This is a genomic window from Fischerella sp. JS2 (assembly GCF_032393985.1).
Taxonomy (GTDB): Bacteria; Cyanobacteriota; Cyanobacteriia; order Cyanobacteriales; family Nostocaceae; genus Fischerella.
In genome coordinates, this window is sequence record NZ_CP135918.1 from 4,600,075 (window position 1) to 4,626,832 (window position 26,758).

Genomic DNA, 26,758 nt, shown 5'->3' on the forward strand with positions numbered 1-26,758 from the left:
AATTACGCTATTTTAATAAAAATAATTAAGAGTAAATGATTTTAGATGATTACAGGGATAAATCGTATTGTTTGAGATTGTTGGAATAGCGTATTGGCAAAGACTCTGAATCCAAAATCCGTCTTGAAAAGCTTTGAGCCTCGCTGTCGCTTTCTGCACTCATAACAAACTGCTAAAGAGTATGATTGCAGTCTTGAACTTTGAACAAAACTTTCAAATGAACCAGGAAGCCCGCGCTCTACGCCAAGCGTGAGCGCTGGGTAATTTACTTACTTCCTGTATGTACAGTTTTCACCCATTTCAAACGCTTAGGACGCACAGACATGCGAGCGGTGGTGCTACTGATTACTATTAACCAGTGAAGCATATAAAGAGTACCACGCAAAGTCTGAAGCAGCAGCAGAAAATAACTAGACAAATTTAGCCCCTTTTGTTTTCTAATCCGCACCAGACCAGCAAACATACCTGCCATCGACATTGTAATGGTCAAGCCTGTCATAGGGCTAAGGATCGGTGGACGATGCCGAGCGATCGCCATCAATAAATCTGGTACTGCTGCTGAGGGTAGGATGTACTGGCTAAGCAGGAAAACCAGCAAATCCCAGGTTTTGCGGCTACCCATGCGGTTTTTGAGAATTAAATCCCAATAATCTAGATAGCGTTGATAGCCGCCTTCTGCCCAACGGTTACGTTGATGCCAAAGAGCGATCGCACTTACTACGCCCTCTTCTTCAACTGCGGGGTTAAAGACATTTTCAATGTCCCAGTTGTCTAGGTGCAAACGAAATGTTAGATCCAAATCATCAGTGATCGTCTCTTCATTCCAGCCACCGCAACGTTTGAGTGCTTCTCGCCGGACAAATTGACCATTACCCCGTAGTTCACCCAAACCACCAACAACAGTCCGCCCTTGTTGGAAATAGGCATCTAATGCCATTTCTGCCATTTGTCCCTTTGTCCAAAAGTTTTCTTTGGCGTTGGCGATCGCTTTTCGTACTTGCACCGCCCCCACCTTTTGACGTTCAAACAAGGGTACAACTCGTAGCAGTATATCTGGTGGAACTTGAGCATCAGCATCAAACACCGCCAAAACCTCACCTTTAGTTAGTGGTAAAACCTGATTCAAAGCTCCGGATTTGCCACCACCTGCTCCTGGTGAACGTTGAAAAATTTTTAATTGATCGTATTTTTGGGCCAGTTCTGCTAGAAACTGCGGAGTCCGATCGCTGCTGTTATCATCAATAATCCAAACTTCGTACTTTTCTTCTGGGTATTCCAGACTGCAAAGATTCTTGACGAGTTTGCCAATTACAGCTTCCTCGTTTTTCGCAGCCACTAACACCGAAACATAGGGGTAATCACCCTCTAATTGCTCATGAGTACGGCGGGGTTTAGTAAACACCAGCACAAATACATGAAGCCCGATGATAGTAGTCAGTCCTAGTACGAACAAATAACCCCAAGAAACTAGGTGCAACGCGATCGTGCTACTCCAGACCATAGTTAGAACTAGAGCGGCTTTGCGTCTGCGACCTTGAAACCGGGACGGATGAGACACACAAGGCGATGTCTCTTCTTCTAACTCCTCTTCCACCGCTAGCTCAGAAAGCAAAGAGTCAAGCGGATCAAGCTCTTTGTAAGAATCGTTTTCGGGCCAGAAATTCGCTGGCATAGGTCACTTGATTTAACCACCAGTATTTGTCAACACCCATAAAGAAGCTGGGTATTAAGTAACACCAAACTGTACATCCTTCACACACTTTTAACTTACCTTGAGATTGGCGGTAATTTTCTACCTCCTCCGACTCACGATAAAGTTCGTAAAGTCGCCCTTGGATGGGAACTCCGGTTTGGGCAAAGTGATAACAAGGTAGCAACAGCTCGTCGTTAGGAGAAATTGCAATGACTGCATCTACCGCTTTGCAGCGGGGATTTTTAGTGTCATTGCCCCCAGCTTCAATAAAAGCCAATGCAGCCTTATTGTACCCGACATTTTTGTATTTCTTGGCAGTAGCTTCTATTGCCGCCACCATTTGAGGGGTGGGATTTTTATTGGAGTTGTAGTGTTCATGGGCTGTGAAAGCTGGGTTCAGCCAGACGCGCACGCCCAAATTTTTACCCAGTTCACCCACTTCATCAATACGTTCGTAGTTTTGGGCGGTGACGGTATGATTGAGTACTGGGAATTCTCCTAAAGACTTAGCAATTTTTACCGACTCGACTAAGTTGTCAAAAATTTTCACTCCGCGCGAGTGATCATGAGTCTCAGCATCCGCACCATCCAAAGAGAAATTCAAAAAGTCCACTAACCCCTGAATTTCTTTTGCTTTCTGCGGATACAAGATTGTATTTGTGGTCATGCTGGTATAAAAACCTTGGCGTTTTGCCTCAGTATAAATCTGCCCCACATCTTGCCGCAGCAGTGGTTCACCACCTGTAAAGTCCACATATTTGACTCCCAGGCGGCGTAAATCCTGTAAATTATGTTTAATTGTCTCAAAATCCGCTTCTTTTCCAGGTTCTAATGCCCAAATGTTACAAAAATGACATCGAGCATTACAACGATAAGTCAAGTAGTAGTTTGCAACCAGTGGTGCCATAAAATCCTATAGTGTTAAACCACTAAAGTTTTCCTTAAGACATCTTTAAACGTAGTTTACACACAGTCAATAATTATTTAGTTATTTGTCATTTGTCATTTGTCAATGGTCAATTGTTAGTGGTTAGTGGTTAGTGGTTGGTTGTTGGTTGTTAGTGGTTAGCTTTTAGTTGTTTTTTGTTTGTTTTCTTCCTTGTCTCCCTTGTCTCCTTACCTCTCGTAGAAAGTGTGTATAACAACACTCCTTTTGGGAACACTATGTAAGACCACTAGTATCTTTCGTTGTCAACTTACGTGAGGAATATTTCAGTATGTCTTTTGAGCAACTTCAGCCTGCGACGCCACAACAAGCAAATGTCTACTTGCCATACATTCAAAGCAGCAAGCGCAATTTCTTACCCTATGCCATCAGCCTTTATCATAAAGGTGTTTTGGAAGGACACCGCAAAATAGAAGGCAGTGAAAATATCCCTTTTGTGGCGACTTGGAATATTGCCACCCTACCCTCAGACTTAACCCGTTGTCGAGTCCAGTTTGAAGGTAACGCAGATCTAAGTTATGAAGTGATGATGGCTAGCTTCGAGTTTATAAATTTTTTAATTGAGATGATGGAAAATTATAAACGCTATCGACTTACAGATTTTTCTCAAACCTTTTACCGTAAACTCTTACGGATAGATGAATAATATTGGTTGGTGGTTGTTGGTTAGTGGCTAGTGGTTAGTGGTTAATGGCTTACAACTCCCCTCACTCTCCCCACTGCCCCTAATTCCCAACGCCTCTTTCTTTATGCCGGGGGACCCTTACTTTACAGAAGCCGCTAGCGCCTCTACGGCAATCGCTCATGGGGGACTCATCGGTCCCCACTGCCCCTAATGTCTCCTCTGGCAACACCGCGATCGCATTAGTTCGCCCTAAAATTAGGAAACACCAAGCAAAGGTTGTGCCGACTTTTGAATTTAGGAGTGCATGTGTGCCAAAATCTGCTAAACATTTGCTAATTGGTTCGACGGAGGCTTACAGTGGCAAATCTGCAACTGTTCTGGGTTTGTCTCATCTGCTACAGCAAAAAGGATTGGATGTTGCCTATGGCAAACCAATAGGAACTTGTTTGAGTGAATCTGCTGGTAGTATGGTTGAGGAAGATGTCCAGTTTATTGCAGCTAGCCTCAATCTGCCCGAAAACCACATCGTACCATCCATGTTGGCTTTAAATGAAGCCACAATTCAAAAACGTCTGCGCGGGGAAGACAAAACCGATTATTGTCAAGCCTTATTACAACAATATCTACAAATATCGGTTGGTCATTTGGTGTTGCTAGAAGGGCCAGGTAATTTGGAAGAAGGCAGTTTGTTTAACTTGTCTTTACCACAAGTAGCTGAAATAATTGATGCTGCCGTGGTATTAGTCACCCGTTATCAATCGCTGCTATCGGTTGAGTCTTTACTGTCTGCAAAACAGCGACTAGGAAAACGCCTAATTGGTGTTGTCATCAACGATGTTCCTGCACAACAAATACCAGCCCTGGATAGTACTATCCGTCCATTTTTGGAACAGCACGATATAGCCGTGTTAGGAATATTGCCGAAAAACGACTTGTTACGTAGCGTCAGCGTTCGTGAACTAGTACATCAATTAAACGCCGAAGTTCTTTGTCGCAGCGATCGCTTAGATTTAATGGTGGAAAGTTTAGCTATTGGAGCCATGAACGTGAACGCTGCTGTTAAGTATTTTCGCAAACGTCGGAATATGGCAGTAGTAACAGGGGGCGATCGCGTCGAAATTCAGCAAGCAGCTTTGGAAACTTCCACCCAATGTCTGATTCTGACTGGACAACTACCACCACCTAATTTCATTCTCACCCGCGCTGAAGAACTAGAAATCCCCATCTTATCAGTAGATTTGGATACCTTAACTACTGTGGAAATTGTGGATCGGACTTTTGGTCAAGTGCGTGTCCACGAACCAATTAAAGTCCACTGCATTCGTAATTTAATGGCTGAACATTTTGATATTACTCGTTTGCTCAGCCTCTTGGATTTAAGTCCAGCAGCTGCCTTGCCATAAATTATGCCTGTTCTCTGAAAGATAGCTACCGATAATAACACGGGGACACGGTGACGTGGAGATTGATGTGTAGCAGAATTTAGAGAATTGGAATTAGATTCCTACCTAGTTGAATTGCTGTAAATGAAAATGGAGGGCATAGGCACGGCAATGCCGTGCCTAAGGATTATTTTCAGACTTTTCAAAAGTGCATATATTAAGCTTTAGTTAAGAAAAAGTTAAGCATCATGGAAAAGTGTGGTATTTTTTACACTACAAATGAATTAAATTTCATATGAATCCTGATTATTTGTAAAAAATGAAACATAGCAGCAAGCAGGTTGACTGTGCAGAAAAGCTCAAGGTACTGGCAGACGAAACTCGTCTAGCAGTGTTACAGCTACTAATCAACAATCCCAGATATGTGGGAGAGATGAATGCAATTTTAGGCTTAGAACAAAGCCTGCTCTCCCATCATTTGCAAGTTCTACGTCGGGCAAATTTTGTTGTAGGAGAGCGTGATGGTAAATCAGTTCTATACCGCCTTGCTCCAGAAGTAGAAGTAACTACAGGCAAAGCTTTAAACCTTGGCTGTTGCGTCCTCTGTTTTGAATAAAAGCCTTGATTTAGGTTAAGAAGTAATGAGCAAAAGTTCACAAATTCTAGCCTCCCTTGCAGTGGGGTTGGCAGTCTGTGTTTGTTTGCAAGGTTGTTCCTCGGCAAATCAAGCCGCAAATAATCCAAATAAGCTTCAGGGAAAACTAGTACTTACTGGCTCCAGTACAATTGCACCTTTAGCGGCTGAAATCGGTAAGCGCTTTGAATCTGAGCATCCCGGTGTACGAATTGATGTCCAATCAGGAGGTTCTTCTCGTGGTATTACTGATGCTCGCCAGAGTGTAGCTGATATTGGTATGGTTTCTCGTGCCTTGAAGCCGGAAGAAAAGGATTTAAAAGCATTTGCTATTGCTCGTGATGGCGTGACGGTGATTCTCCATAAAGACAATCCAATAGCATCTTTGAGTGACAAGCAGATTGTAGATATCTATACAGGCAAGGTCACGAATTGGAAGCAAGTAGGAGGGAAGGATGGGTTAATTACGGTTGTTAACAAAGCCGAAGGACGTTCGACATTGGAATTATTTACTCACTACTTCAAACTCAAAAACACAGATATCAAAGCGCAAGTAGTCATAGGTGACAATGAGCAGGGAATTAAGACAGTAGCAGGTAATCCCAATGCCATTGGTTATGTCTCAATAGGTTCGGCAGAAAATAGTGTAACCAATGGAGTCTCTATCAAACTGCTACCTGTAAATGGTATAGCTGCCACAACAGCGAATGTCCAAAACGGTACTTTTCCCATTTCTCGTCCACTTAACCTGGTAACAAAAACCGAACCCCAGGGACTGACAAAGGAATTTCTTGACTTCGCGCGATCGCAGCAGGTGAGTGACATTGTTAAAAAGCAAAACTTTGTTGTCGTTTCCAAATGACCAGTGGTTAATTTGGACACTGCGGTTATTGGCAGTAATAGCAGGGGCGATCGCACTTTTAATCATCATCTTTCTGATTTTAGAATCCCTACCAGTCCTCAATCATGTCGGACTAAAACGCTTTTTTACTGACTCTTCTTGGAACCCAACCGCAGGGCTATATAATCTCTTGCCCATGTTACTAGGTACGCTGTTGGCAATGGTAGGCTCGGTGCTGATTGCTACACCTATCGGGATTTTGTCTGCTGTTTTTTGCCAATTTTACGCCCCGCCAGTAGTAGCAAGGTTCTACCGTAGCTTAATTGAACTATTAGCGGGAATTCCTTCTGTAGTCTATGGTTTCTGGGGATTGGTAGTACTAGTTCCCCTGATTGCTAAGATGCATCCACCAGGGGCAAGTTTATTGGCTGGTGTGGCGATTTTGACGGTGATGATTTTACCAACAATTGCGCTTGTAGCTGATGCGAGTCTTGCAAAAGTTCCTACATCTTACCTCCAGGGAGCAGCAGCTTTAGGCTTATCTCGTTGGGGAACTATTTATAAAGTAGTGTTTCCGGCTGCTAAATCGGGATTGTTCACAGGCTTAATTCTAGAAACAGGGCGAGCGATCGGTGAAACAATGGCAATTCTGATGGTGTGCGGGAATGTAGTACAGGTTCCCAAATCTATATTTGACCCCATCCGCACGCTAACAGCTAATATTGCCCTAGAAATGGCTTACGCTACAGGAGATCATCGTTCTGCACTATTTGTCAGTGGTTTGGTGTTGATGGTAATGATTGTGCTGTTAGTTGCGGTTGCGGAAGTTATCAGTCAGAATTCTACGAGCTAATAGCCCACAACGAGGTGATTAAGAATATAACGAACACAGATGGACACCGATGGACACCGATGGACACCGATGGGTTATGGGTTTGCTGTTAAGTTGATCCCTATTAAGACTTCCCCATTTTCAAGACTGTCAATGATGCTAAGTTTTGGCACAACCAAGGGTAAAATTTCTTACCCCTTCTGCCCTCTGCCATCTGCCATCTGCCATCTGCCATCTGCCATCTGCCTTCTGCCTTCTGCCTTATTTTCAAAATAGATATGAAGCTACCAACAATCATCGTTTGGACAACTGCTGCTTTAGTTACTAGTATCTTCCTCTGGATACTTGGTGATATTCTCTGGCATGGTGTGGGACATTTATCCTGGGAATTTCTCACCACTGAACCAGAAAATGCTGGTAGGGAAGGGGGAATTGCTCCGATTCTAGTTTCCACTTTCCTGATTATGGCAATTTGTATGGCTGTTTCCATTCCTATTGGTGTTGGTACAGCTGTCCTGTTGGCAGAATTTACCCCCATAGATAATTGGTTTGGTGGATTAGTGCGGCGTAGTTTAGATGTTCTGGCTGGTGTTCCCTCAATTGTGTTTGGATTATTTGGCAATGTTTTCTTTTGCAAAGTTTTGGGATTGGGATTTTCGATTCTTTCGGGAGGATTGACCTTAGCGTGTATGGTACTGCCAATCTTGATTCGTTCCACAGAAGAAGGATTTCGCGCTGTTCCCAATGAGTATAGATTGGGAGCCGCAGCCCTGGGTTTTTCGCGCACAACAACTTTATTTCAATTATTGTTACCTGCTGCTGTTCCCGGTTTAGTCGTAGGTTTAGTGCTAGGTATTGGTCGAGCGATCGCGGAGACTGCGGCGTTAATTTTTACTAGTGGCTATGTTGATCGAATGCCAGAATCGCTGCTAGATTCGGGACGGGCGCTTTCGATTCATATTTTTGATTTATCAATGAATGTTTCTGGGGGAGATGCCAATGCTTACGCCTCAGCATTAGTTTTGCTGCTGTTACTACTGCTGATTAATGGTACAGCAGCATGGATTGCAGAAGTTTGGTTACACAGGAGAATTATTTCTCTATGAAACTAGAGGAAGTATTGATTCAAACAGAAAATCTCACCCTACAATATGGTCAAAAAACCGCTTTTGCTAATGTCAATTTAAGTGTGAATGCAGGGAAAATTTTAGCATTGGTTGGGCCTTCTGGTTGTGGAAAAACTAGCTTTCTCAGTTGTCTAAATCGCTTGACAGATATGATTCCTCAGTGTCGGGTGAAGGGGCGAATTCGGATTGGTAATTTAGAAGTGCTAAGTACCAAAACAAATCCGATCGCACTGCGGCGGCAAGTCGGGATGATTTTTCAAAAGCCTAATCCCTTTCCTTTATCAATTTGGAAGAATTTAGAATTACCACTGCGAGAACATGGTATTCGCGATCGCCATCAAATTGATGCCATTATCGAGACAAGTCTCAAGGATGTAGGACTGTGGGATGAAGTCAAAGACAGACTGCAAACCTCAGCTTTGGCACTTTCTGGTGGACAACAACAGCGTTTGTGTATAGCTAGGGCTTTGGGTTTGCAACCACAAGTTTTACTATTAGATGAACCATGTAGCGCTCTTGATCCGATTTCCAGTGCAGTTGTCGAAGATTTAATTACTAGCTTGCGTCAACGGTATACATTATTAATTGTCACCCATAACTTAGCGCAAGCCAAACGCATCGCGGATAAAGTTGCCTTATTTTGGGTGCAAGAGGGTGTGGGAAAATTAATTGAATCCGGTTCAGTGCAGCAAATTTTTGAATATCCCCAACATCCCTTGACGGCTGCTTATGTAACAGGTGCGAGAGGTTGATGATGTCATCAACGCCCGGCGACTAATCTATCTGTGTCAATCGGTGTTTATCTGTGTGCATCTGTGTTCGTTAACCAAAAAACATTTTTACTACAGCTTTAATTCACATCAAGCGTGAACTATGAATTATTTAGAAACACTAAATGAAAACAACTTTACTCACGCATTGAATGTACTCGCAGCACAAGATCCAGACCTTGAATACATTCTCAATACTTTTGGCTTACCCCCATTGTGGATACGAGAACCAGGTTTTGCAACTCTCATCCAAATCATTCTCGAACAACAAGTTTCTCTCACTTCAGCCAAAGCAGTTTTTGCAAAATTGCAAGCAAAAATCTCACCAATTACTCCCGAAAAATTTTTTCAACTGGATCACACAGAATTAAAAACAATTGGTTTTAGTCGCCAAAAAGCTATTTATGGACGCTTGTTAGCAGAATCAATTATTGCTGGACAACTTGATTTAGACATTCTCAACACAATGAATGATGAAGATGTTCGTAGCATCCTCAAACAACTCAAAGGTATTGGAGATTGGACAGTAGACATATATTTATTAATGGCATTGCGGCGACTAGATGCTTTACCAAAGGGAGATTTAGGGTTAATATTGGCAATCCAAAAAGTGAAAAAATTAGCACAACGACCTACACCACAAGAAATCGAAATTATTGCTGAGAATTGGCGTCCTTGGAGAGCAGTAGCAACGCGGTTGTTGTGGCATTATTATTTGAGTGAGCGATCGCGAATTATTTCAAGCAGTATGGCAAGCGATCGCTTTGGTCATTAATTGAGTTGGTAGTTTTCCAGTCCTCGAACTCACGTTTTCTTATTAATCCCTCACACCCATTTTCAAGATAGGTCAAGCCTACTGCTTGATGGTGGTTTATTCCTCAACGACTAGACACACCCAAAACGGAGAATTTCCCCAAATCAGGTGCGTCTTGTGTTGTCCTCTTCTCAATAACCCTTAGTCTCAATCTTCTTCGATTAGGGGGCCAGGGCATTACCGCGAATTAAGCTACCAATGGTCTTGGCAGTAATTTTGAGTTGGGTAATGGGATTAGCCGGCACAACGGTTTTGTACAGATAGCTATCAAAAGTTAGCTTTTGCACATCGAGGTCAGCACACATTTCCACAAATGCCTCGCGGGTGGCATCAGAACGATAAAATACGGTTTGCAGGAGGTCTAATACTTTGTAGGTGAGTCCGTATTTCTTATCCCAACGCTTTAAGTAAACCTTAAGGTCAGCTTCCGTGGGGATGCGAGTACCGCCGTTGGACACTTCTACAATGGTTTCAGCACACATGCGTCCAGATTTAGCAGCAAAGTAAATACCTTCTCCAGAGGATTTGGTAACATAACCTGCTGCATCTCCGACCAAGGCGACACGACCGACGACGCGACGGGGACGGGGGTGTTCCGGGATGGGATGTGCTTCTACTTTAATGATTTGACCGCCTATCAGTTTACGGGCAGCACGGGCGCGGATACCAGCTTGCAGTTGTTTGATGCTGGCTTTGTTAACGTGCATTGTGCCAGTACCGACAGCTACATGGTCGTATTTGGGGAAAACCCAAGCGTAGAAGTCGGTAGAAACGTCGTCACCGACGTACATTTCGGCTAGGTCATTATAATAGGTCATTTGCTCCTGGGGCAGGCGAATGCGCTCTTGGAAAGCGATCGCATAATTGTAATCCCCAGCATCTATCTCTTTGGCAATACGGGAGTTTGCCCCATCCGCCCCAATGATTAAATCAACTTTGAGGGTGTTGGCAATGCCTTGGGCCCCACCTTCTGTATGGTCTACATAATGGATAGTATAGGGGTCGGTGTTGTTTCTAGGTATATCTAGTTTATGAACAGTCGCATTTATTAAATTTGCGCCTAGCTTTGCCGCACGATTCCGCAGATAACCATCCAGCACCTCGCGACGGCACATTCCTATATATTCTTCTTGTTTTACTAAATTGATATCAACCTCACGATTAGAGGGTGAAATCATTTTCATCTTCCGCACTTGGCGATCGATTATATCCTGAGGCAGGTCAAACTCACTGACCATGCACAGGGGAATTGCACCGCCACAGGGCTTGGCATTGTCTAGCTTGCGCTCGAACAAGTAGGTTTCAATCCCAGCTTTTGCCAAAGTTTCTGCGGCAGATGAGCCAGCTGGGCCTGACCCAACAACAGCAACCCGTAGTGTCAAAGGTTTACTCCCAATCTTCACTTTTACCGAAAGCATCGTATCACGGACTTTTGGCTCATTTCTCTCTGTCTGTTGGGATTTCACGGAATTGCAATATTCCTTAATGTTTCGCAATCAAAAATGTATATTAATAAGATATTCTTATGTATTTGATTGTACACAGTCTCTAGCCAGACAATTTATGTATACACCCCACGACTAACTACAGATGGAGTTAAGCACTAAGAATTTTAAGTATCATGATCATTGCTGAATCATTAAAAAATCCTTTAATTGTGCCTATAATCTCTGTATGAGAATTTCTAGTTCTCTTTTCACCTTTTTCTCGTTTTTCTCGACTGCAAGATGGTACAAGCATTCGAGAAATCAAAAAATAGCTTATTTACTATTACCTTGTGTAGGGATAATAGTAGGTTTGAGTAGCTGCTCGAGAAATTTATCTAGACAGGTTCCTTCGCCTGCTGTTCCTTCTCCAACTTCAACTCTCAACAATCGCCCCCTGACGCCAACTGCGGATGACAATAACTTTGTGGTTGCAGTTGTCGAAAAAGTAGAACCAGCAGTGGTTCAAATTAACACTTCCCGAACTGTCAAAACTCCAGTACCACAATTACCAGATGTACTTAATGATCCATTCTTTCGGCGATTTTTTGGTGAAGCTTTACCAACACAACCCGAAGAACGAGTTGTACGTGGTCTTGGTTCTGGTTTTGTCATCGATCCTAATGGGCGCATTCTCACTAACGCTCACGTTGTTAATAATGCAGATACGGTAACAGTATCTTTCTCTGATGGTCGTACTTTTGAGGGTCAAGTATTAGGAACAGACCCTGTAAGTGATGTTGCAGTTGTACAAATTCCAGGAAATAATTTACCAACAGTAGAAATTGCCAATCCTGAATCAGTACGACCGGGACAATGGGCAATTGCGATCGGTAATCCCTTGGGTTTGCAACAAACAGTAACAGTCGGCGTTATTAGTGCCATAGATCGTTCCTTAAATCTTTCCACCAGACCCTCTAGCTATATTCAAACCGATGCTGCAATTAATCCTGGAAACTCTGGTGGTCCACTGCTAAATGCTCGTGGTCAAGTGATAGGCGTCAACACAGCAATTATTCAGGGTGCTGAAGGTATCGGCTTTGCTATTCCTATCGACACGGCTAAAAGAATCGCCCAAAACCTGATTACTGAGGGAAAAGTTGAATACCCATACTTAGGTATTGAGATGCTGTCCATCACACCTGAAATTAAGCAAAGAATTAATAATTATCCTAATAGTAACCTTCGTATTGAAGTAGACCAAGGACTTCTTATTGTCCGTGTAATTTCTGGTTCTCCAGCTGCTAGATCCGGGCTACGTGTAGGAGATGTTATTCAAGAAATTAATAATCAACCAGTTACTACTACTGACCAACTTCTCCAGATTCTTGATCAAAATGGGGTAGGTAGCAACTTGCAAATTAAAGTGCTACGTAACGGGCAGACTTTGCAATTTACAGTACGACCTGAACCACTTCCATCTCAAACTAATACTAATCCCAACAACTCGTAGTCAATTGTAGTGTCATTGACAATTAATTACATAAAAAAGCTTTGTTTGCTGCGGCTATATATAGTTTAATTTTAAAATCTTGTAACTTAGTTATGCAGGATAGTTTTGTTTTGGCTTCTCTCTTCAGAATTAAATCTTTGTCAGTCTATAGATTGAATTTGTGAATCAGTCAGAACAATAGAAAATTCTAGAAATAGTCATTACACTATTTCTGGAGTAGTAATTTTAAAAATAAGCTTCCATGTTCCACAAATTTTTCACTATCGGAATTTAAGCTGGAATTAAAGCAATACTTGTACTTATTCTGAATAATAACTCTTAACATTTAAGCAGAATAAGACTATAAATTGTCATGAAAAAAATTAAAGAATATAAAAATCAGAATTAAATCTTTTGTTTGCAAATTTCTATTGAATCAATGGAGATAGCTATGAATCAACAAAATCTCAAAACTACAAAACAGTTAGGGCTATTGGGAAGTATATTTGGCGGTTTATTAATCGGTTTGCCAGTTATACCCCTAGCTGCATCAGCAGCTCCTTCTTCTGCACTCAACCCCTGTCCTAGAATTTTCTACGAAGAGCCACATAATAACCGAGTTTTGGTTCCGCAGGGATGTCCACCGAATGCTGCAACTCTGAGACAGCAAGGTCAAGTATCTGGAGAGCAGACTACTCCTGCTGCTCCTGGTGTTACAGGTGTAACTCCTATACAACCACCTTTGCCAGAAACTAGACAGAATCCGATCACTACCATCACACCTATAGCAGGCACGGTAAATGTGAGAATAAAAAATAACACTAATGCCCGTGTTTCCTATCAAGCGATCGGACATACAGAACCGCGATCGCTTGCAGGTAGAGAAGAAATTGTCCTGCAAGGTCTACCAACACCTGTAACCATAACAATGGTACGTGAAGATGGAGGACTGCTCCAAGTTCAGCCCGCCTCAGATTCCCCAGAGGGAGTACTAACAGTTTTGCTGGATGAAACGACTAACGTTAATAACAGTCGGAGTGCATTGAGAATTCAACAAGATGGTCAGGTCTTTTTGAACTAAATCAAATTCAGGCGTTGCTTGTGCAAATATCTCATACCAAATAATAGACCTCTTGCAACAATATCTTTTACCCCACCCTAACCCTCCCCGTAAACCCGGGGAGGGAAATAGAGGAGTTTCCCCCCGATAGTCGGAGGGATTAAGGGGGGGTACATCCAACTTGTATATTGTGGTAGCCCGGATTCATGTAAGAAGTCTAATGAGCAGAAACATTACTAAAGTGTTCGCTAATTTCCACCAAAAGGAAGGTGAGGAGAAAGCGTAAAGAAATGCAAACTCAAGAAATAAGGCAAAAACAGGAGACAATTAAGCGATGAGTAAAGCTGTTGGACATACACATTGGGCAATAGCAGAAGGATAATCAACATATATCTGCAATGAGCTACTGGGTATTGCCGATGCTGTTGGCGAGTAATTATTTTACATTATTTAAGCTTGTGGCCAGGGCTTTTGAGTCGAAATTGTTGTCGCGCTGATCAAACAATTGTAATGAGAAACTGGTGGTATAAAAATGCGATTTTTTACTCCTTGGATGTAGAGACATTCATAGACTCAGATGGTGATGGAATTGGTGATTTTCAAGGACTGACCAGCCGTCTAGATTATCTTTCTGCATTGGGGATTACTTGTTTGTGGCTGCTACCTTTTTATCCTTCACCTAATCGGGACAACGGCTACGATGTTATGGATTATTACAACATAGACCCCCGGCTAGGAACTTTGGGGGATTTTGTTGAGTTTATGCATCAAGCCAGGGAACGTGGTATTCGGGTAATGATTGATTTGGTAGTAAATCACACCTCTAATTTACATCCTTGGTTTCAAGCGGCACGTTCTGACAAAAACTCCAAGTACTATCACTACTACGTTTGGGTAGAAAATCCACCCGCAACGCAACCAGAACAGATTAGCTTTCCTGGTGAGCAGGAAAGTATTTGGGAGTACGACGAAAAAGCAGGAGCATACTATCTGCATCATTTCTACAAAGAACAGCCAGATTTAAACATTGCTAACCCAGAAGTACAGGAAGAAATAAGGAAAATCATGGGCTTTTGGTTGCAACTGGGTGTGTCTGGCTTTCGCATTGACGCTGCTCCATTTTTAATTAACCCACTGGGAATTCCAGAGAGTCCAAATTTGGAGAGTTTCCTTAGAGAAATGCGAGAGTTTCTCATGTCCCGTCGGGGTGATGCAGTGCTATTAGCAGAAGCAAACGTCCCACCAGAAAAAATACCTGTTTACTTTGGCAATGGTGATAGATGCCAAATGCTGTTTAACTTCCTGTTGAATCAACATATATTTTTGGCTTTAGCACGCAAAGATTCGCAAGCATTGCGTGAAGGGTTGAAAATACTACCTGATATTCCTCAAATTGGGCAATGGCTTAACTTTGTTCGCCACCATGACGAGTTAACACTTGACGGTCTGAGTAAATCTGAACAGGAAGAAATCTTCCAAGCTTTTGCTCCCGAAAAGAATATGCAAATCTTTGGGCATGGTATTCGCCGTCGCCTACCACCAATGTTAGGAGGTGATCGGCGTCGGATCGAACTTGCTTACAGTCTGTTATTTAGTCTACCTGGTACGCCACTGTTACGTTATGGGGAAGAGATTGGTATGGGTGATGATCTGTCGCTTCCGGGTCGAAACAGCGTTCGTACAGTGATGCAATGGTCGAATGCACATAATGGGGGTTTCTCCACAGCTTCGCCACAGCTTCGCCGGATGCACTTGCTCAACCTGTGATCAAAGAAGGAGAGTACGGGTATAAAGGGGTTAATGTTGCAACACAGCAGCGCGATCGCGATTCGTTAATTAACTGGATGGAACGGGTAATCGGGATTCGTAAACAATGTCCGCAGTTTGGTTGGGGTAAATGGCAAATTTTAGAGACAGACTCTGAATGTGTCTTTGCTCATGGTTGTGATTGGGAAGGTAAAGCAGCGATCGCTGTGCATAATTTATCAGACAAGCCATGTATAGCCAGACTCCAAGTACAGGAGTACAAGTATTTGTTTGATTTGTTTAGCGATTCACAATATGAACCACTTGATGGTGATGGGGATTTGTCTTCTATCCCTTTGGAGGCATACGGTTATCGCTGGTTGCAAGTGAATCGAATAAGTTGAAAACCATAGGTGTACATAAAATGGTCAAGATTGGATATCATGCTTCCCATGAACAATTCAAACCTAGCGAACTGTTGAAGTATGTACAAATAGCAGAACAGACAAGCTTTACCCTTGCCCTTTCCTCCGACCATTTCCACCCTTGGAGTGAAGACCAGGGACAAAGTGGTTTCGCTTGGTCTTGGCTTGGTGCAGCCATGCAAGCAACACCTGAACTTTGCTATCGCGTTGTTTGCGCTCCCGGACAGCGATATCATCCTGCTATCATCGCCCAAGCAGCAGCAACTTTGGCAGAAATGTTTCCCAACCGCTTTTGGCTTACTGTAGGTAGTGGTCAAGCAATCAACGAACATATTACCGCAGACAAATGGCCCTGCAAAAGCGATCGCAACGCCCGCCTCAAAGAGTGTGTTGATATTATCCGCGCTCTTTGGGCAGGAGAAACTATCAGCCATCACGGTTTAGTATGTGTTGAAGAAGCAAAGCTTTATACCCGTCCAGTAAACCTTCCTCTCATTATTGGTGCTGCCATTACTACTGAAACAGCAGAATGGCTGGGTAGCTGGGCAGATGGATTGATTACTATATCTCGCCCCCCACACAAGTTACAAAAAGTTGTTGATGCTTTTCGGCGTGGCGGTGGAGAAGGTAAGCCAATGATTTTGAAAGTACAACTTTCTTATGACCGCGACGAGGAAATAGCACGACAAAAAGCGCATCAGCAGTGGCGCAATAATATCTTTAAAAACATAATGATGACAGAACTGCGAACTCCCCAACAATTTGATGCTGCTGGTGAGTTTGTCAAGCCACAGGAGCTAGATGAACACGTACGCATTTCGGCTGAGCCTCAGCAGCATATTGAGTGGTTGCAAAAAGATATTGCATTAGGGTTTAATGAATTGATTCTACATAACGTCAACCGCGAACAGGAGCAATTTATTGAAGTGTTTGGTGAGAAAGTTATTCCTGCTCTAGCGTAATACCAATTTCAAAGGGGAGGGTGTCGTCAGGCGGGTGAGGTTCTTCTGTTCTTGACTCAGATGAAATCTGCTGTAGAATCACCTCAAAACACAAAAAAGCGATCAGATATCTACTTATGAATAGAAGCGATCGCTTTTTTTGGGATTTCTACGAATAGAGCCGCCGTCCCCACGTTCGGCTTCGCCTAAGACGTGGGGCTTCTGACCGAACTAGCTAAACTAGAAGTGTTTGCATTAAAGGCTGATCTTCTGATATCTTGCCTGTCCGCAACCATTCTTCTAACTGTGCTGGTGCTTTGGCTTGATTGAGTTTCTCGCGTAGTTCTGCACCTTCGAGAATTTCTTTTTGCAACAGTTCCTGAGCGGTTTGTTCTAGCAAGTCACGGTTTTCGTGCAAAATAGTTAAAGCCATATGATGAGCATTATCTACTATTTGCTTCACTTCACGGTCAATTTCCTCAGCTACTTGCGGACTAATAGATCGACGCGGATTACCGTAACCTTCAATAAACTGCTGTTGAATCTTCTCAAATGCCACAGGGCCAAGTTTATCGCTCATCCCGTAGAGAGTAACATAGCGTTCTGCCAAATCAGTAGCTTTTTGGATGTCGTCACTAGCACCAGTAGAGACTTTACCAAACACTGTTTCTTCTGCGGAACGTCCACCCAACAGGATAGCAATACGACCACGAATTTCGTCTTCAATCATCAAGAAGCGGTCTTCTTCTGGCATCTGAATTGTATAACCTAAAGCACCCACCCCTCTAGGTACAACGGAGATTTTTTCGACTTTACCAGATCCAGGCATCAAAGCACCAATGATGGCGTGACCAACTTCGTGATAAGCTACAGTCTTCTTCTCGATTTCATTGAGGACGCGAGAGCGTTTTTCTAAACCAGCTACAAGGCGCTCGATCGCTTCATTAAAATCTGCGATTGTCACTGCTTGGCGATTTTGCCGTGCAGCCATCAGTGCAGCTTCGTTCACCAGGTTAGCTAAATCTGCTCCAGCAAAACCAGGGGTTTTAGCGGCAATAATGCCCAAGTCGACATCATCAGCTAATTTGACGTTACGGGCATGAACTTTTAGAATTGCCTCTCGACCGATTTTATCAGGACGATCTACAACTACTTGACGGTCAAAACGTCCGGGACGGCGCAAAGCTGGATCAAGAACTTCTGGACGGTTGGTTGCAGCGATGATGATCACACCAGTGTTCGCATCAAAGCCGTCCATCTCGGTGAGTAACTGGTTGAGGGTTTGTTCCCGTTCATCGTTACCACCCATGATCGGGCCTGCACCACCACGAGATTTACCCAGCGCGTCTAATTCATCAATAAAGACGATACACGGCGCTTGTTGTTTAGCTTGTTCAAATAAGTCACGCACACGGGCCGCACCTACACCCACAAACAACTCGATAAATTCGGAACCAGAGATGCTGAAGAAGGGAACACTTGCTTCCCCAGCAATAGCTTTAGCTAAGAGGGTTTTACCAGTTCCGGGAGGGCCTACCAACAACACACCTTTGGGGATTTTTGCACCCAAGCGGGTATATTTCGCAGCATTTTTCAGGAAGTCTACGATTTCTTCCAGTTCGGCTTTAGCTTCATCTACACCAGCAACATCGATAAATTTTACACCTGTTGTTCCTTCGGAATAGATACGAGCTTTGCTTTTACCTACAGTAAGTGCAGCAGGGCCACCGCCACCACGATTGAGTAAAAATCCCCAAATTCCAAAGAAAATTAATGGTGGTACAACCCAACTCAGAAGAGTGGTGATCCAACCATTTTGGTTTGGTGGCGGTGCTGCAAATTCGACATTATGATCGCGCAGAATCTTAGGTAAATCCAGATCAACTGCTATGGGTGTGGTTTGGAAAACCTGTTCGACAGTTTTGCCATCGGCTGTTTGAGTTTTGATAGAATATTGAATGCGATCGCTACCCACAACGGCCCGATCAACTTTACCTGCTTCTACCTGAGCCACAAAATCACTATAAGGGACTTCTGGCAACCTGGGGCCAAAAAAACTGGGAACAACAAAGTTAAGCAGTAACAGCAGGGTAAAAAGGATTAGTAAACTACCACCAAACTGCCGCGCCCTTGGGGGTTTAATGGGATTTTTATTATTGTTAGTTTCTACAGGCATTTTTGATTTACTCTCCGATTAAAAAGTTTTTTGTCATTTGTCATTAGTTATTTGTCATTTGTTATCACTAATGACGAATGACAAATGACCAATGACTAACTCAATAACAGTGCAAATAAACCACACAAAGCGATACCATCAAATACACCAGCACCTCCAATACTTAATACTCCTGAACTTTTAGCGACAATATCCTTCAGGTGCAATAAATCAGCACCAACTAAAGTTCCCAAAATGCCGCCTGCAAAAGCAACAGGCGCAGCATGGGAAGAGGCGATTAACATAGCTGACACAGCAGCAGTCAAGGGCGCTAGTAAGGGGTTCATTTGAATACCAATTCCTGGCACTACCCGTGCTGCATAGTAACTTACTGCTGTGACAATCGCAGTCACTGACAAAATAGCTAATATATTTCCTTGCGTAAATTGATACAGCGCTAATAGTACAGGGATTAAACCACCACCAACATTTAGGGCTATGATAGTGGAACGTTGCACTTTCCTCAGAGGAATACCCCAAAACTCCTTTAACCACAAATCAATCAAGTCGTTTGCTACAACAATCTCAGATCGAGCGCGGTACAAAGGTATATTGATGGTGCTGCCTAAAATCACCAGTATCAACAGTAGAAAAGCTATATTAGGAGAAAATCCCAACTTAGCTACTGCGATTTGTACCACATCTACTGCCAACACAAACCAGAGAAAAGGGACTAATAGCAGCAGCAGCAGAAATAGCAGTAGTGAAACTGGCAAATAGATCATAAAGGGTATGCAAGCAGGGAGTTTGCTTTTGCTCTGCTTGAATTTATTGTAAAAATTGGATGTTACAATTCGTTTTCGTGTGTACCCCCCTATAACAATGGGAATAGCCGTACTTTCTATGAAAGATCAACTGAGCTTTGTTTTAAAGGTATTTTTACTCTCTGCTGTGATTTCGCTATTGATTAAGTATGTCGGTCCTTTTCTCTTTATACCTGCAACGTCAGTCAACGCTTTGATTATAGTTTTATTACCGACTGTGATGATGGCGATCGCTCTGTTGTGGCGATTTCAAGCCCACAAACAAAGCTAGTTTACCAAGGAAAGGCAGAGGGCAGAAGGGATTCTACCTCCTGTCTTCTAAAAAAACTTTAGTTTTAGGTCTAAAGCCCTTTTCCCTTTTCCCCTCCTCGGTAAGCGATGACTGATTTAAGATAGCAGTTGATAAGCTGCCAGGAGTTAAGGCGTGAATCTAGGTCAATGGATAGGCTTAATTGCCATACTTTTATCAGTGTATATATTGTGGCAACTCAAAGAAGTACTTCTACTGATGTTTGCTGCGATCGTACTAGCAACTACCTTAAATCGGCTCGCTCGCAGATTTCAACGTTCGGGCATGAGACGTGGATTTGCTGTAGCTTTGTCAGTAGGCATTCTTATAGGTGTTATCATCGGTTTTTTCTGGCTCATTGTCCCGCCATTTGCCGTGCAGTTTCAACAACTCACCTATCAGGTTCCTAGAGGTATAGAGCGTTTTAATACTTGGCTTTTCCATCTCAGATCAGCACTTCCTAGCCAGATAACTCCATATATCCCTGATATTAATAGTTTGAGCCAACAAGCACAACCATTTATTAATCGTGCAGTCGGTACTTCTTTTGCCGTCGTTTCTGGCTCTTTGGAAGTTGTTCTGAAAATATTACTAGTGCTTGTTTTAACAGGGATGTTCTTAGCAGATCCCCAAGCATACCGCAAGCTATTTATTCGGTTGTTTCCTTCCTTCTATCGGCGACGAGTAGATGGAATTTTGGATAGATGCGAAGTTTCCTTAGAAGGATGGGTTACAGGCGCTTTTATCGCTATGTCTGTAGTGGGACTGATGAGTGTCATCGGCTTATCAATTTTGCGTGTTCCCGCCGCCCTAGCTTTAGGGGTTTTAGCAGGATTTTTAAACTTGATTCCCAATCTAGGCCCGACACTCAGCGTTATCCCAGCAATGGCGATCGCTCTTTTGGATGCTCCCTGGAAATCTTTAGCTGTCTTGGGACTCTACTTTGTTATTCAACAAACTGAAAGCAATTTCATCACACCAGTGGTGATGGCGCATCAGGTTTCCTTACTACCAGCAATTACTCTAATTGCTCAACTATTTTTCGCATATCTATTTGGCTTTTTAGGCTTATTTTTAGCTCTACCATTAACTGTTGTAGCTAAAATTTGGTTGGAAGAAGTTTTTGTGAAAGATGTTTTAGATCAATGGAATGGTAAATCTAAAAGAGAAACTGAATTTGTCATAGTTTCTGACAATTTAAACGATGAAAGTACAAAAGAAACAGATGATTTAGTAGTCAAAAAAATCACCAATAGCGAAGAACAATCTGGCATTGATGATGGTTAGGGAAAGGGGAAAGGGGAGATGGGAAGGACAAGGGGACAAGGAAGACAAGGGGGACATGGGAGAAAATAAAAAACTAACCACTAACTACTATTGTACAGACGCGATGTTCCTCGCGTCTGTACCTACTAACCACTAACAAAAATCTAAAACTTCTCCACCGCAGGTCGCAAATCCAGTTCTAAAGTCCAAGCTGTTGTATCCTGTTTGTAGAGTTGCCAGTAAGTTTCGGCTATAGCATCTGGTGAAACTAAAGTGTGTGCATCTCGGTTGCTGGCCATTGCTTGCACTCTGGGAGTATTGATCATGCCATCAATAATAATATGGGCAACATGAATACCTTGAGACCCAAACTCCCGTGCTAAGGACTGCGCCAGCGCCCTTAACCCAAACTTACCTACAGCTAAAGCTGCAAACCGCGCCCCACCTCTGGTTGCAGCAGTAGCGCCCGTCAGCAGGATTGTACCTCGGCTTCGTTCCACCATTTGGGGTAGAACCTGCCGTACAGCGAGAAATGCACCAAAACAGTTAACTTTCCAATTTGCTTCAAACTGTTCTGGTGTCAGTTCCAGAATACCAGCCATTGTAAAGGCTCCAGCATTATACACCAAGATTTCCGGTGCATTTAGTTGCGACTTTACTTGCTCAAAGGCGTTGTTGACAGACGTAGGATCAGACACATCACAAGCAACAGCCAGCGCTTTCCCACCATTAGCTTCAATATCCTTTTGAATTTGGCTGAGTTTATCTATATTTCTGGCCATCAATCCCACAGCAAATCCTTCACGGGCAAACCGATGAGCAACTGCACAACCTAATCCTGGCCCGACACCAACTACTACTGCAACTTTTGCTTCACTCATGGCGGGGATGCTCCTATTAGGGTATATCCCTAACCTATATTAATCAGTGTGAGTTGAGAGCGATCGCAACTCTTTACGATTACCTATGACTGCTAAACTTGGGGTTAAGATAGTGACTACAATCTTTATGGAAACTAAAGAAATTCTCCAAGCACTACCAAAATTAAGTGTTAGTGATCGCTTAAAAATCGCTGAAGCAGCTTTGCTACTGATTCGTCAAGAACAACAATCAATCACAAAGAGCAAAAGCATCAACTGGCAATAGCTGCAATGACAGCTGTTGTAGATTACGCTCCTGATAGCGAATTGATAGTTTCTTCTGACATAGAGGGAGAAGATTTTTACGATTACTCAGATAACAAAAAATAGTGCTGCTATGCCCAAAGCATAGACAGCACAAGTTTATAATTCACAATTTAACTATGACCTCGTATTAGCAGCGATCGTCACTTCTTTTTGTTTTCCTGGTTCTCCCAGTTGCTTAGCTTTTTCTTTATTGATGCTTACTAATACACCACCAGCATTATTTGTTCTGACTGTTAGTTGCTCTTGAGCTTTCCAAGTCTTATGAGTTCCTTCTGGTAGTTCACCTTCATACTCTACCTTGCCATCAACTAATACCTGAATCCAAGATTTTTCTGTTAGGGTCAAACCAATTTGCACTTGTTGAGGATTTACACTTTTATTTATATCACTAACAGGTTGAAACTTTTGCGATTGAATTAGAGTCTGTTGATTTTGTTTGAGCTTATTTTGATTATTATTTACTGCTTGCAAAGCATTAGCATTTAATAACTGAGATAAGCCACCTACAGAAAACAAAATCATAAATATGTAAAGTAGGTAAAGATGCAATGGACGTAACTCACCTATTGGTGTATGTTTCCAACTAGATTTTAAACTGACTCGATGAGTTCCAATGGGAAAATTACTAGCAAATTCTGCACCATTAAGACCTAATGCATCAGCAAATTGCCGAATTAAACCCTGAATGTAAACTGGTTCGGGTAGTTCTGCTAAATTACCTTCTTCAATTGCTTGCAACAGCCGCCGGGGTATTCTGGTCAATAAAACAATTTCGTCTAATGATAAACCTTTTTCCTGGCGTGAGGAGCTAAGTTTTGCGCCCATTGCTACTAACTTTTCGCCTCGCTGTTGATCTAATGAAGTTGTCAACTCATGCTTATTTTTCCTAGTTAGCCAATTCATGTTTTATTTTCACTCCTTAAATCTAGCTAAATCATTTATAGGAATCTGCTTTAACTTTTTGTAAAAAGCGAATTTCACTTTCTTTTAGGTGACGATATTCACCTTCACCTAAGGGTTTTCTTCCAGGTGATTCTAGTTGAATTGAACCTATGGCGGTACGATGCAATTTAATTACTGGGTGTCCTAACAGTTCGGCTACACGGCGAATCTGACGATTTCTTCCCTCCTTTAAAATGATTTCCAAACAAGTAGTATCAGCAAAATTTTTGATTAGTTGCACCTGTGCTGGTCGTGTTTTTCTTCCGTTTAACAGCACACCCTGACGCCACATGCGTAGTACTGATTCGGTTGGATGTCCTTCTACTAAAACACGATAAGTTTTGGGGATACTATGGCGTGGGTGGGTAAGCCAGAATGTTAACTCTCCATCGTTTGTCAGTATGATGGCTCCTGTAGAGTCTATATCCAAGCGACCAACAGGGTGAATCCCTTGACCAGAGTGCAATTCTGGTGGTAACAGATCCAAAACAGTCTTTCTTCCTTGGGGATCATGGCAAGTGGAAACTACACCTACGCCTTTGTGCAGTAGTAGATACACTAAATTCGGACGCTGCCCAGATGATACTGGCTTTCCGTCAACTGTGATTGTATCTTTTTGAGGATCTACTTTTTGACCTAAATGTGCCAAATCGCCATTGACCCGCACGCGCGCTCGCCTGATCATTTCTTCGGCTTGACGGCGTGAGGCAATACCCCATTGGGATAAGATTTTTTGTAACCTTTCCTCCATGTGGAAATTACTTGACTTTATAGTCAATAATAAAACACACAATCAATTGCACAAGATTTTACTTTTGCGGTTGGTAGTAAGTAGCCGCAAATGATACAGTTAAGACTTGTTTAAATAATTAGAGATTTGTAAGTAATTAATCATAAGCAAATAATAGAGTGGTAGATGGCACAGAACAATTTGGAAAGGCAAACTCAGAACAAAAAAATTCGCATCATTACGAATGTGCTGACGAAAGCACTCAAATTATGGCTGAGATCCCAAGTTAGCCAAGTCTATGAGTTGGAAGTCGAGATGAAAGCGAGCGATCGCGATATTCTCTCTGGTTACATTCCTTGGGTGTCGATTTTTGCTAGTTATGCCGTTTATCAAGGTATTCATCTTACGCAAATTCAACTTGTGGCAGAAAATATTCGTATCAACATTGGCTCAGTACTCAAGGGTCAGCCACTACGGCTGTTAGAAACTGTACCAGTGGTTGGTGAAGTCATAGTAGAGGAGGATGAACTTAACGCTTCTGTTTCATCTTCTTTGTTATCAACTGCTTTAAATGATGTACTGGATAAACTTTTACCAGAACAGTGTCCAAAATCCAAGTCAATTTTTTACCAAAAAATTATTCTTGCCCACAGTCGGATAATACTTTACATTTCTCAACCTGCTGAAAACAGCTCCACAGTTTCAGAAGTATGTGCAAACATTGAGTTACTCAGCGCTCATGAGTTGCAAATATCACACATCCAGGCAAAAAACAACACGGGAACAGTCCTAGAAAGCCATAATGGACACTATCTGAATTTGGGTTCAGATGTTGATATCCAACAGCTAAAGCTGCTCCCAGGAAAATTAGTTTGTCACGGACGAATTAATGTTAACCCTTAACAAAGTAGTCAATTGTTAAGAGTTTTTCTCCTATTGACCATTAACAATTGACTTTTACACTGGTCTAGTTATATTCCGCCAGTTGATTACTAACTTGCAAAACCGAATTGACTAGATGGGCATCTAGAAACCATAAACGCTTATCAACCACCATAGAAACTTCTGCATAGAGATAGGCTGTATCAGCGTCCCCTAAAACGGCAGTCCGGTCAATATTTTCCCAGAGTAAATTTCCGTATATAGCCAAACGCTCTGCGATCGAAGTCACATGATCTTTACCTTGTACAATATGAAGGGGATATTCAGGTAAAACTGATAGTCCTGCTGCACTCCGAGCAGTACCAATTGCCAAACCTCCAAGAACTGTAACTCGCTGTGCCAGCAAGTCGATATACAAATCTAATTCAGATGCAATTTCATTGAACAACTCGTGTAAATTGGAGGAATTTGTAATATCAACATTCCAATATGCCTGCTTAATTTGAGTTTTGAGATCGATTGTGGTTGCAAGCGTTTGATTGAGAATATCAATAAGTTGCGCTCGAACTTGTAAGGGTAGGTTAATTTCAGATGTATTTAGGCGTTTACCACGAGGCTCACTACTACCGTTCATTCGCTCTCCTTAGAGAAGAAAGGAAAAAGATCTAGTGATAGAACGCCCAGCTAGCGCTTTTGGCATAAGTATCTGTTGGGATGCACTTTCAGACTTTTGCTTCAGCTTTTATCCCCCACTCACACCTGTTATTACCTTACAAGCACCAGAATCATCGCAGAGGTCAGGGTAAAGAAGAGGGGAAAAAGGGAAAGGGTTAGTTATAGATGAAAAGTTCCTTTCCCCTTGATCTTTAACCTTTACCCATCGGTTTACTTTGGGTTGTAGACAAATAGCTACCTGTGAGGGCAGAAATTGGGGGGAATTGCTAGGGCTGAACACCACTAGCCGATGTCAATAGGGATTTTAAATCTTCGGCGTTGCATAATAGCGGTATGAATTGAGGTCAATTAATCATGGAATGTCCACGCTGTGGATCTTGTCATAACCGTAAGAATGGAAAGAAAAGAGGTAAACAGAATCACATTTGCTGTGATTGTGGTCGTCAATTCATTGATGTCTATAAACCACCCAGGGGCTACTCGGATGAAATCAAACAAGAATGCCTAAAAATGTACGTCAATGGTATGGGATTTCGTGGAATTGAAAGGGTGAAAAACGTTCATCATACTACCATTATTCATTGGGTTAAACGAGTGGGTACACAATTGGCGGATACACCAAATTCAAAGGAAATTCCGCAGGTGGGAGAACTAGATGAATTAGAAACATTTATTGGTTCAAAAAAAATAAAATCTGGTTGTGGACGGCGGTAAATCACTTTACTCAAGGTATTCTTGCTTGGGTTTTAGGTGATCGTAGTTCGACTACTTTCCAACAGTTATGGAACATTGTCCAGTGTTGGCAGAGTTATTTTTACGTCACAGATGGATACCCTGTTTACCCTTGTTTTGTTCCTGATGGTGACCAAATTGTGAGTAAGACCTACATGACACGAGTCGAAAATGAAAACACAAGGCTTAGACATTATTTGGCTCGTCTTCATCGTAAAACTTTATGTTATTCCAAAACTGAGGAAATGCTGAGATACTCTGTTCGATTGTTATTGCACTACCTCAAATATCGTTCTGTTCCCTTACCTGCCTAAAACATACCTT

The 26,758-nt window shown here is 42.4% G+C and carries 28 protein-coding genes; 18 read left to right on the forward strand and 10 right to left on the reverse strand.

The window, feature by feature from the left end; translation table 11 throughout:
• Positions 1–265 precede the first annotated feature (265 nt).
• Both RS893_RS19465 and RS893_RS19470 read right to left on the reverse strand, forming a co-directional pair.
• Complete coding sequence (locus tag RS893_RS19465) at positions 266–1,672, reverse strand: glycosyltransferase family 2 protein (RefSeq protein WP_315787075.1); 1,407 nt, start codon at positions 1,670–1,672, stop codon at positions 266–268.
• Positions 1,626–2,600 (reverse strand): radical SAM protein, encoded by a 975-nt coding sequence (locus tag RS893_RS19470; RefSeq protein ID WP_315787076.1) that lies wholly within the window; start codon positions 2,598–2,600, stop codon positions 1,626–1,628. The genes RS893_RS19465 and RS893_RS19470 overlap by 47 nt, the downstream gene beginning before the upstream one ends.
• A 310-nt stretch (positions 2,601–2,910) precedes the next feature.
• Here RS893_RS19470 and ebsA point away from each other — a divergent pair, with 310 nt between their 5' ends.
• From ebsA to pstC, 5 genes are all read left to right on the forward strand, one after another.
• Positions 2,911–3,285 carry a type IV pilus biogenesis protein EbsA gene (gene ebsA / locus RS893_RS19475; protein WP_315787078.1) on the forward strand — a complete coding sequence of 125 codons (375 nt, stop codon included), beginning with the start codon at positions 2,911–2,913 and terminating at the stop codon, positions 3,283–3,285.
• 287 nt (positions 3,286–3,572) lie between these two features.
• Positions 3,573–4,667 (forward strand): phosphotransacetylase family protein, encoded by a 1,095-nt coding sequence (locus RS893_RS19480; protein WP_315792034.1) that lies wholly within the window; start codon positions 3,573–3,575, stop codon positions 4,665–4,667.
• A 298-nt stretch (positions 4,668–4,965) separates the two neighbouring features.
• Positions 4,966–5,262 (forward strand): metalloregulator ArsR/SmtB family transcription factor, encoded by a 297-nt coding sequence (locus RS893_RS19485; protein ID WP_315787080.1) that lies wholly within the window; start codon positions 4,966–4,968, stop codon positions 5,260–5,262.
• A gap of 25 nt (positions 5,263–5,287) precedes the next feature.
• Positions 5,288–6,142: a phosphate ABC transporter substrate-binding protein gene (locus RS893_RS19490; protein WP_315787082.1), complete on the forward strand. Its 855-nt coding sequence runs from the start codon at positions 5,288–5,290 to the stop codon at positions 6,140–6,142.
• A complete protein-coding gene (gene pstC / locus RS893_RS19495; protein ID WP_315787084.1) occupies positions 6,099–6,974 on the forward strand; it encodes a phosphate ABC transporter permease subunit PstC in 876 nt (291 codons plus the stop codon). The genes RS893_RS19490 and pstC overlap by 44 nt, the downstream gene beginning before the upstream one ends.
• A gap of 103 nt (positions 6,975–7,077) precedes the next feature.
• Here the strand turns inward: pstC and RS893_RS19500 are convergent, their stop codons facing one another.
• Complete coding sequence (locus RS893_RS19500; protein WP_315787086.1) at positions 7,078–7,224, reverse strand: hypothetical protein; 147 nt, start codon at positions 7,222–7,224, stop codon at positions 7,078–7,080.
• 7 nt (positions 7,225–7,231) lie between these two features.
• On the opposite strand from RS893_RS19500, the gene pstA reads away from it, so the two are divergent.
• From pstA to RS893_RS19515, 3 genes are all read left to right on the forward strand, one after another.
• Positions 7,232–8,059 (forward strand): phosphate ABC transporter permease PstA, encoded by an 828-nt coding sequence (gene pstA / locus RS893_RS19505; protein WP_315787087.1) that lies wholly within the window; start codon positions 7,232–7,234, stop codon positions 8,057–8,059.
• Positions 8,056–8,832, forward strand: a complete 777-nt coding sequence (locus RS893_RS19510; RefSeq protein WP_315787088.1) for a phosphate ABC transporter ATP-binding protein — start codon at positions 8,056–8,058, stop codon at positions 8,830–8,832. Before pstA ends, RS893_RS19510 begins: the two co-directional genes overlap by 4 nt.
• Before the next feature lie 121 nt (positions 8,833–8,953).
• Positions 8,954–9,625 (forward strand): DNA-3-methyladenine glycosylase 2 family protein, encoded by a 672-nt coding sequence (locus RS893_RS19515; protein WP_315787090.1) that lies wholly within the window; start codon positions 8,954–8,956, stop codon positions 9,623–9,625.
• 200 nt (positions 9,626–9,825) lie between these two features.
• Here RS893_RS19515 and chlP read toward each other — a convergent pair whose 3' ends face one another.
• The gene (chlP, locus tag RS893_RS19520) at positions 9,826–11,082 is read right to left on the reverse strand and encodes a geranylgeranyl reductase (protein ID WP_315792035.1); all 1,257 of its coding nucleotides are present in this window, start codon (positions 11,080–11,082) and stop codon (positions 9,826–9,828) included.
• Positions 11,083–11,338: 256 nt separating this feature from the next.
• Here chlP and RS893_RS19525 point away from each other — a divergent pair, with 256 nt between their 5' ends.
• From RS893_RS19525 to RS893_RS19545, 5 genes are all read left to right on the forward strand, one after another.
• Complete coding sequence (locus RS893_RS19525; protein ID WP_315787092.1) at positions 11,339–12,601, forward strand: HhoA/HhoB/HtrA family serine endopeptidase; 1,263 nt, start codon at positions 11,339–11,341, stop codon at positions 12,599–12,601.
• A 430-nt stretch (positions 12,602–13,031) separates the two neighbouring features.
• Positions 13,032–13,661, forward strand: a complete 630-nt coding sequence (locus RS893_RS19530; protein ID WP_315787094.1) for a hypothetical protein — start codon at positions 13,032–13,034, stop codon at positions 13,659–13,661.
• Positions 13,662–14,150: 489 nt separating this feature from the next.
• Positions 14,151–15,407 (forward strand): alpha-amylase family protein, encoded by a 1,257-nt coding sequence (locus RS893_RS19535; protein WP_315787096.1) that lies wholly within the window; start codon positions 14,151–14,153, stop codon positions 15,405–15,407.
• The gene (locus tag RS893_RS19540; protein WP_315787098.1) at positions 15,404–15,790 is read left to right on the forward strand and encodes a hypothetical protein; all 387 of its coding nucleotides are present in this window, start codon (positions 15,404–15,406) and stop codon (positions 15,788–15,790) included. The genes RS893_RS19535 and RS893_RS19540 overlap by 4 nt, the downstream gene beginning before the upstream one ends.
• A 20-nt stretch (positions 15,791–15,810) precedes the next feature.
• A complete protein-coding gene (locus tag RS893_RS19545) occupies positions 15,811–16,773 on the forward strand; it encodes a TIGR03885 family FMN-dependent LLM class oxidoreductase (RefSeq protein WP_315787099.1) in 963 nt (320 codons plus the stop codon).
• Between the two features lie 214 nt (positions 16,774–16,987).
• Here RS893_RS19545 and ftsH read toward each other — a convergent pair whose 3' ends face one another.
• Both ftsH and RS893_RS19555 read right to left on the reverse strand, forming a co-directional pair.
• Positions 16,988–18,928: an ATP-dependent zinc metalloprotease FtsH gene (gene ftsH / locus RS893_RS19550; RefSeq protein WP_315787101.1), complete on the reverse strand. Its 1,941-nt coding sequence runs from the start codon at positions 18,926–18,928 to the stop codon at positions 16,988–16,990.
• A 95-nt stretch (positions 18,929–19,023) separates the two neighbouring features.
• Entirely contained in the window at positions 19,024–19,692 is a 669-nt protein-coding gene (locus tag RS893_RS19555; RefSeq protein WP_315787103.1) for a DUF1614 domain-containing protein, read from the reverse strand.
• A gap of 118 nt (positions 19,693–19,810) precedes the next feature.
• Here RS893_RS19555 and RS893_RS19560 point away from each other — a divergent pair, with 118 nt between their 5' ends.
• Both RS893_RS19560 and RS893_RS19565 read left to right on the forward strand, forming a co-directional pair.
• Positions 19,811–20,002 (forward strand): hypothetical protein, encoded by a 192-nt coding sequence (locus RS893_RS19560; RefSeq protein ID WP_315787105.1) that lies wholly within the window; start codon positions 19,811–19,813, stop codon positions 20,000–20,002.
• Between the two features lie 153 nt (positions 20,003–20,155).
• Entirely contained in the window at positions 20,156–21,307 is a 1,152-nt protein-coding gene (locus RS893_RS19565) for an AI-2E family transporter (RefSeq protein WP_315787107.1), read from the forward strand.
• A 143-nt stretch (positions 21,308–21,450) separates the two neighbouring features.
• On the opposite strand, the gene RS893_RS19570 is transcribed toward RS893_RS19565, so the two are convergent.
• Positions 21,451–22,167, reverse strand: a complete 717-nt coding sequence (locus tag RS893_RS19570; protein WP_315787109.1) for an SDR family NAD(P)-dependent oxidoreductase — start codon at positions 22,165–22,167, stop codon at positions 21,451–21,453.
• 127 nt (positions 22,168–22,294) lie between these two features.
• Between RS893_RS19570 and RS893_RS19575 the strand changes: the two genes are divergently transcribed.
• Positions 22,295–22,432, forward strand: a complete 138-nt coding sequence (locus RS893_RS19575; protein ID WP_315787111.1) for a hypothetical protein — start codon at positions 22,295–22,297, stop codon at positions 22,430–22,432.
• Between the two features lie 155 nt (positions 22,433–22,587).
• Here RS893_RS19575 and RS893_RS19580 read toward each other — a convergent pair whose 3' ends face one another.
• A complete protein-coding gene (locus RS893_RS19580; protein ID WP_315787113.1) occupies positions 22,588–23,376 on the reverse strand; it encodes a helix-turn-helix domain-containing protein in 789 nt (262 codons plus the stop codon).
• Positions 23,377–23,407: 31 nt separating this feature from the next.
• Entirely contained in the window at positions 23,408–24,166 is a 759-nt protein-coding gene (locus RS893_RS19585; protein WP_315787115.1) for a pseudouridine synthase, read from the reverse strand.
• 165 nt (positions 24,167–24,331) lie between these two features.
• Here RS893_RS19585 and RS893_RS19590 point away from each other — a divergent pair, with 165 nt between their 5' ends.
• Positions 24,332–25,048, forward strand: coding sequence for a DUF2993 domain-containing protein (locus RS893_RS19590; protein WP_315787117.1), 717 nt, complete (start codon positions 24,332–24,334; stop codon positions 25,046–25,048).
• A gap of 64 nt (positions 25,049–25,112) precedes the next feature.
• Here RS893_RS19590 and dps read toward each other — a convergent pair whose 3' ends face one another.
• Positions 25,113–25,661, reverse strand: coding sequence for a DNA starvation/stationary phase protection protein Dps (gene dps, locus RS893_RS19595; RefSeq protein ID WP_315787118.1), 549 nt, complete (start codon positions 25,659–25,661; stop codon positions 25,113–25,115).
• A gap of 395 nt (positions 25,662–26,056) precedes the next feature.
• On the opposite strand from dps, the gene RS893_RS19600 reads away from it, so the two are divergent.
• Positions 26,057–26,748, forward strand: a protein-coding gene (locus tag RS893_RS19600) for an IS1 family transposase (protein WP_315784082.1) whose coding sequence is annotated in 2 segments (ribosomal slippage) — positions 26,057–26,381 and positions 26,381–26,748 — 693 coding nt in all. Because the reading frame shifts where the segments join, the coding sequence is not laid out codon by codon here.
• Positions 26,749–26,758: the final 10 nt, after the last annotated feature.

Coding starts and splice junctions, on each gene's coding strand:
- RS893_RS19465 (WP_315787075.1), bottom strand. CDS start 1,672: ATGCCAGCGAATTTCTGGCCCGAAAACGATTCTTACAAAGAGCTTGAT.
- RS893_RS19470 (WP_315787076.1), bottom strand. CDS start 2,600: ATGGCACCACTGGTTGCAAACTACTACTTGACTTATCGTTGTAATGCT.
- ebsA (WP_315787078.1), top strand. CDS start 2,911: ATGTCTTTTGAGCAACTTCAGCCTGCGACGCCACAACAAGCAAATGTC.
- RS893_RS19485 (WP_315787080.1), top strand. CDS start 4,966: ATGAAACATAGCAGCAAGCAGGTTGACTGTGCAGAAAAGCTCAAGGTA.
- RS893_RS19490 (WP_315787082.1), top strand. CDS start 5,288: ATGAGCAAAAGTTCACAAATTCTAGCCTCCCTTGCAGTGGGGTTGGCA.
- pstA (WP_315787087.1), top strand. CDS start 7,232: ATGAAGCTACCAACAATCATCGTTTGGACAACTGCTGCTTTAGTTACT.
- RS893_RS19510 (WP_315787088.1), top strand. CDS start 8,056: ATGAAACTAGAGGAAGTATTGATTCAAACAGAAAATCTCACCCTACAA.
- RS893_RS19515 (WP_315787090.1), top strand. CDS start 8,954: ATGAATTATTTAGAAACACTAAATGAAAACAACTTTACTCACGCATTG.
- chlP (WP_315792035.1), bottom strand. CDS start 11,082: ATGCTTTCGGTAAAAGTGAAGATTGGGAGTAAACCTTTGACACTACGG.
- RS893_RS19525 (WP_315787092.1), top strand. CDS start 11,339: ATGAGAATTTCTAGTTCTCTTTTCACCTTTTTCTCGTTTTTCTCGACT.
- RS893_RS19530 (WP_315787094.1), top strand. CDS start 13,032: ATGAATCAACAAAATCTCAAAACTACAAAACAGTTAGGGCTATTGGGA.
- RS893_RS19535 (WP_315787096.1), top strand. CDS start 14,151: ATGAGAAACTGGTGGTATAAAAATGCGATTTTTTACTCCTTGGATGTA.
- RS893_RS19545 (WP_315787099.1), top strand. CDS start 15,811: ATGGTCAAGATTGGATATCATGCTTCCCATGAACAATTCAAACCTAGC.
- ftsH (WP_315787101.1), bottom strand. CDS start 18,928: ATGCCTGTAGAAACTAACAATAATAAAAATCCCATTAAACCCCCAAGG.
- RS893_RS19555 (WP_315787103.1), bottom strand. CDS start 19,692: ATGATCTATTTGCCAGTTTCACTACTGCTATTTCTGCTGCTGCTGCTA.
- RS893_RS19560 (WP_315787105.1), top strand. CDS start 19,811: ATGAAAGATCAACTGAGCTTTGTTTTAAAGGTATTTTTACTCTCTGCT.
- RS893_RS19570 (WP_315787109.1), bottom strand. CDS start 22,167: ATGAGTGAAGCAAAAGTTGCAGTAGTAGTTGGTGTCGGGCCAGGATTA.
- RS893_RS19575 (WP_315787111.1), top strand. CDS start 22,295: ATGGAAACTAAAGAAATTCTCCAAGCACTACCAAAATTAAGTGTTAGT.
- RS893_RS19580 (WP_315787113.1), bottom strand. CDS start 23,376: ATGAATTGGCTAACTAGGAAAAATAAGCATGAGTTGACAACTTCATTA.
- RS893_RS19585 (WP_315787115.1), bottom strand. CDS start 24,166: ATGGAGGAAAGGTTACAAAAAATCTTATCCCAATGGGGTATTGCCTCA.
- RS893_RS19590 (WP_315787117.1), top strand. CDS start 24,332: ATGGCACAGAACAATTTGGAAAGGCAAACTCAGAACAAAAAAATTCGC.
- dps (WP_315787118.1), bottom strand. CDS start 25,661: ATGAACGGTAGTAGTGAGCCTCGTGGTAAACGCCTAAATACATCTGAA.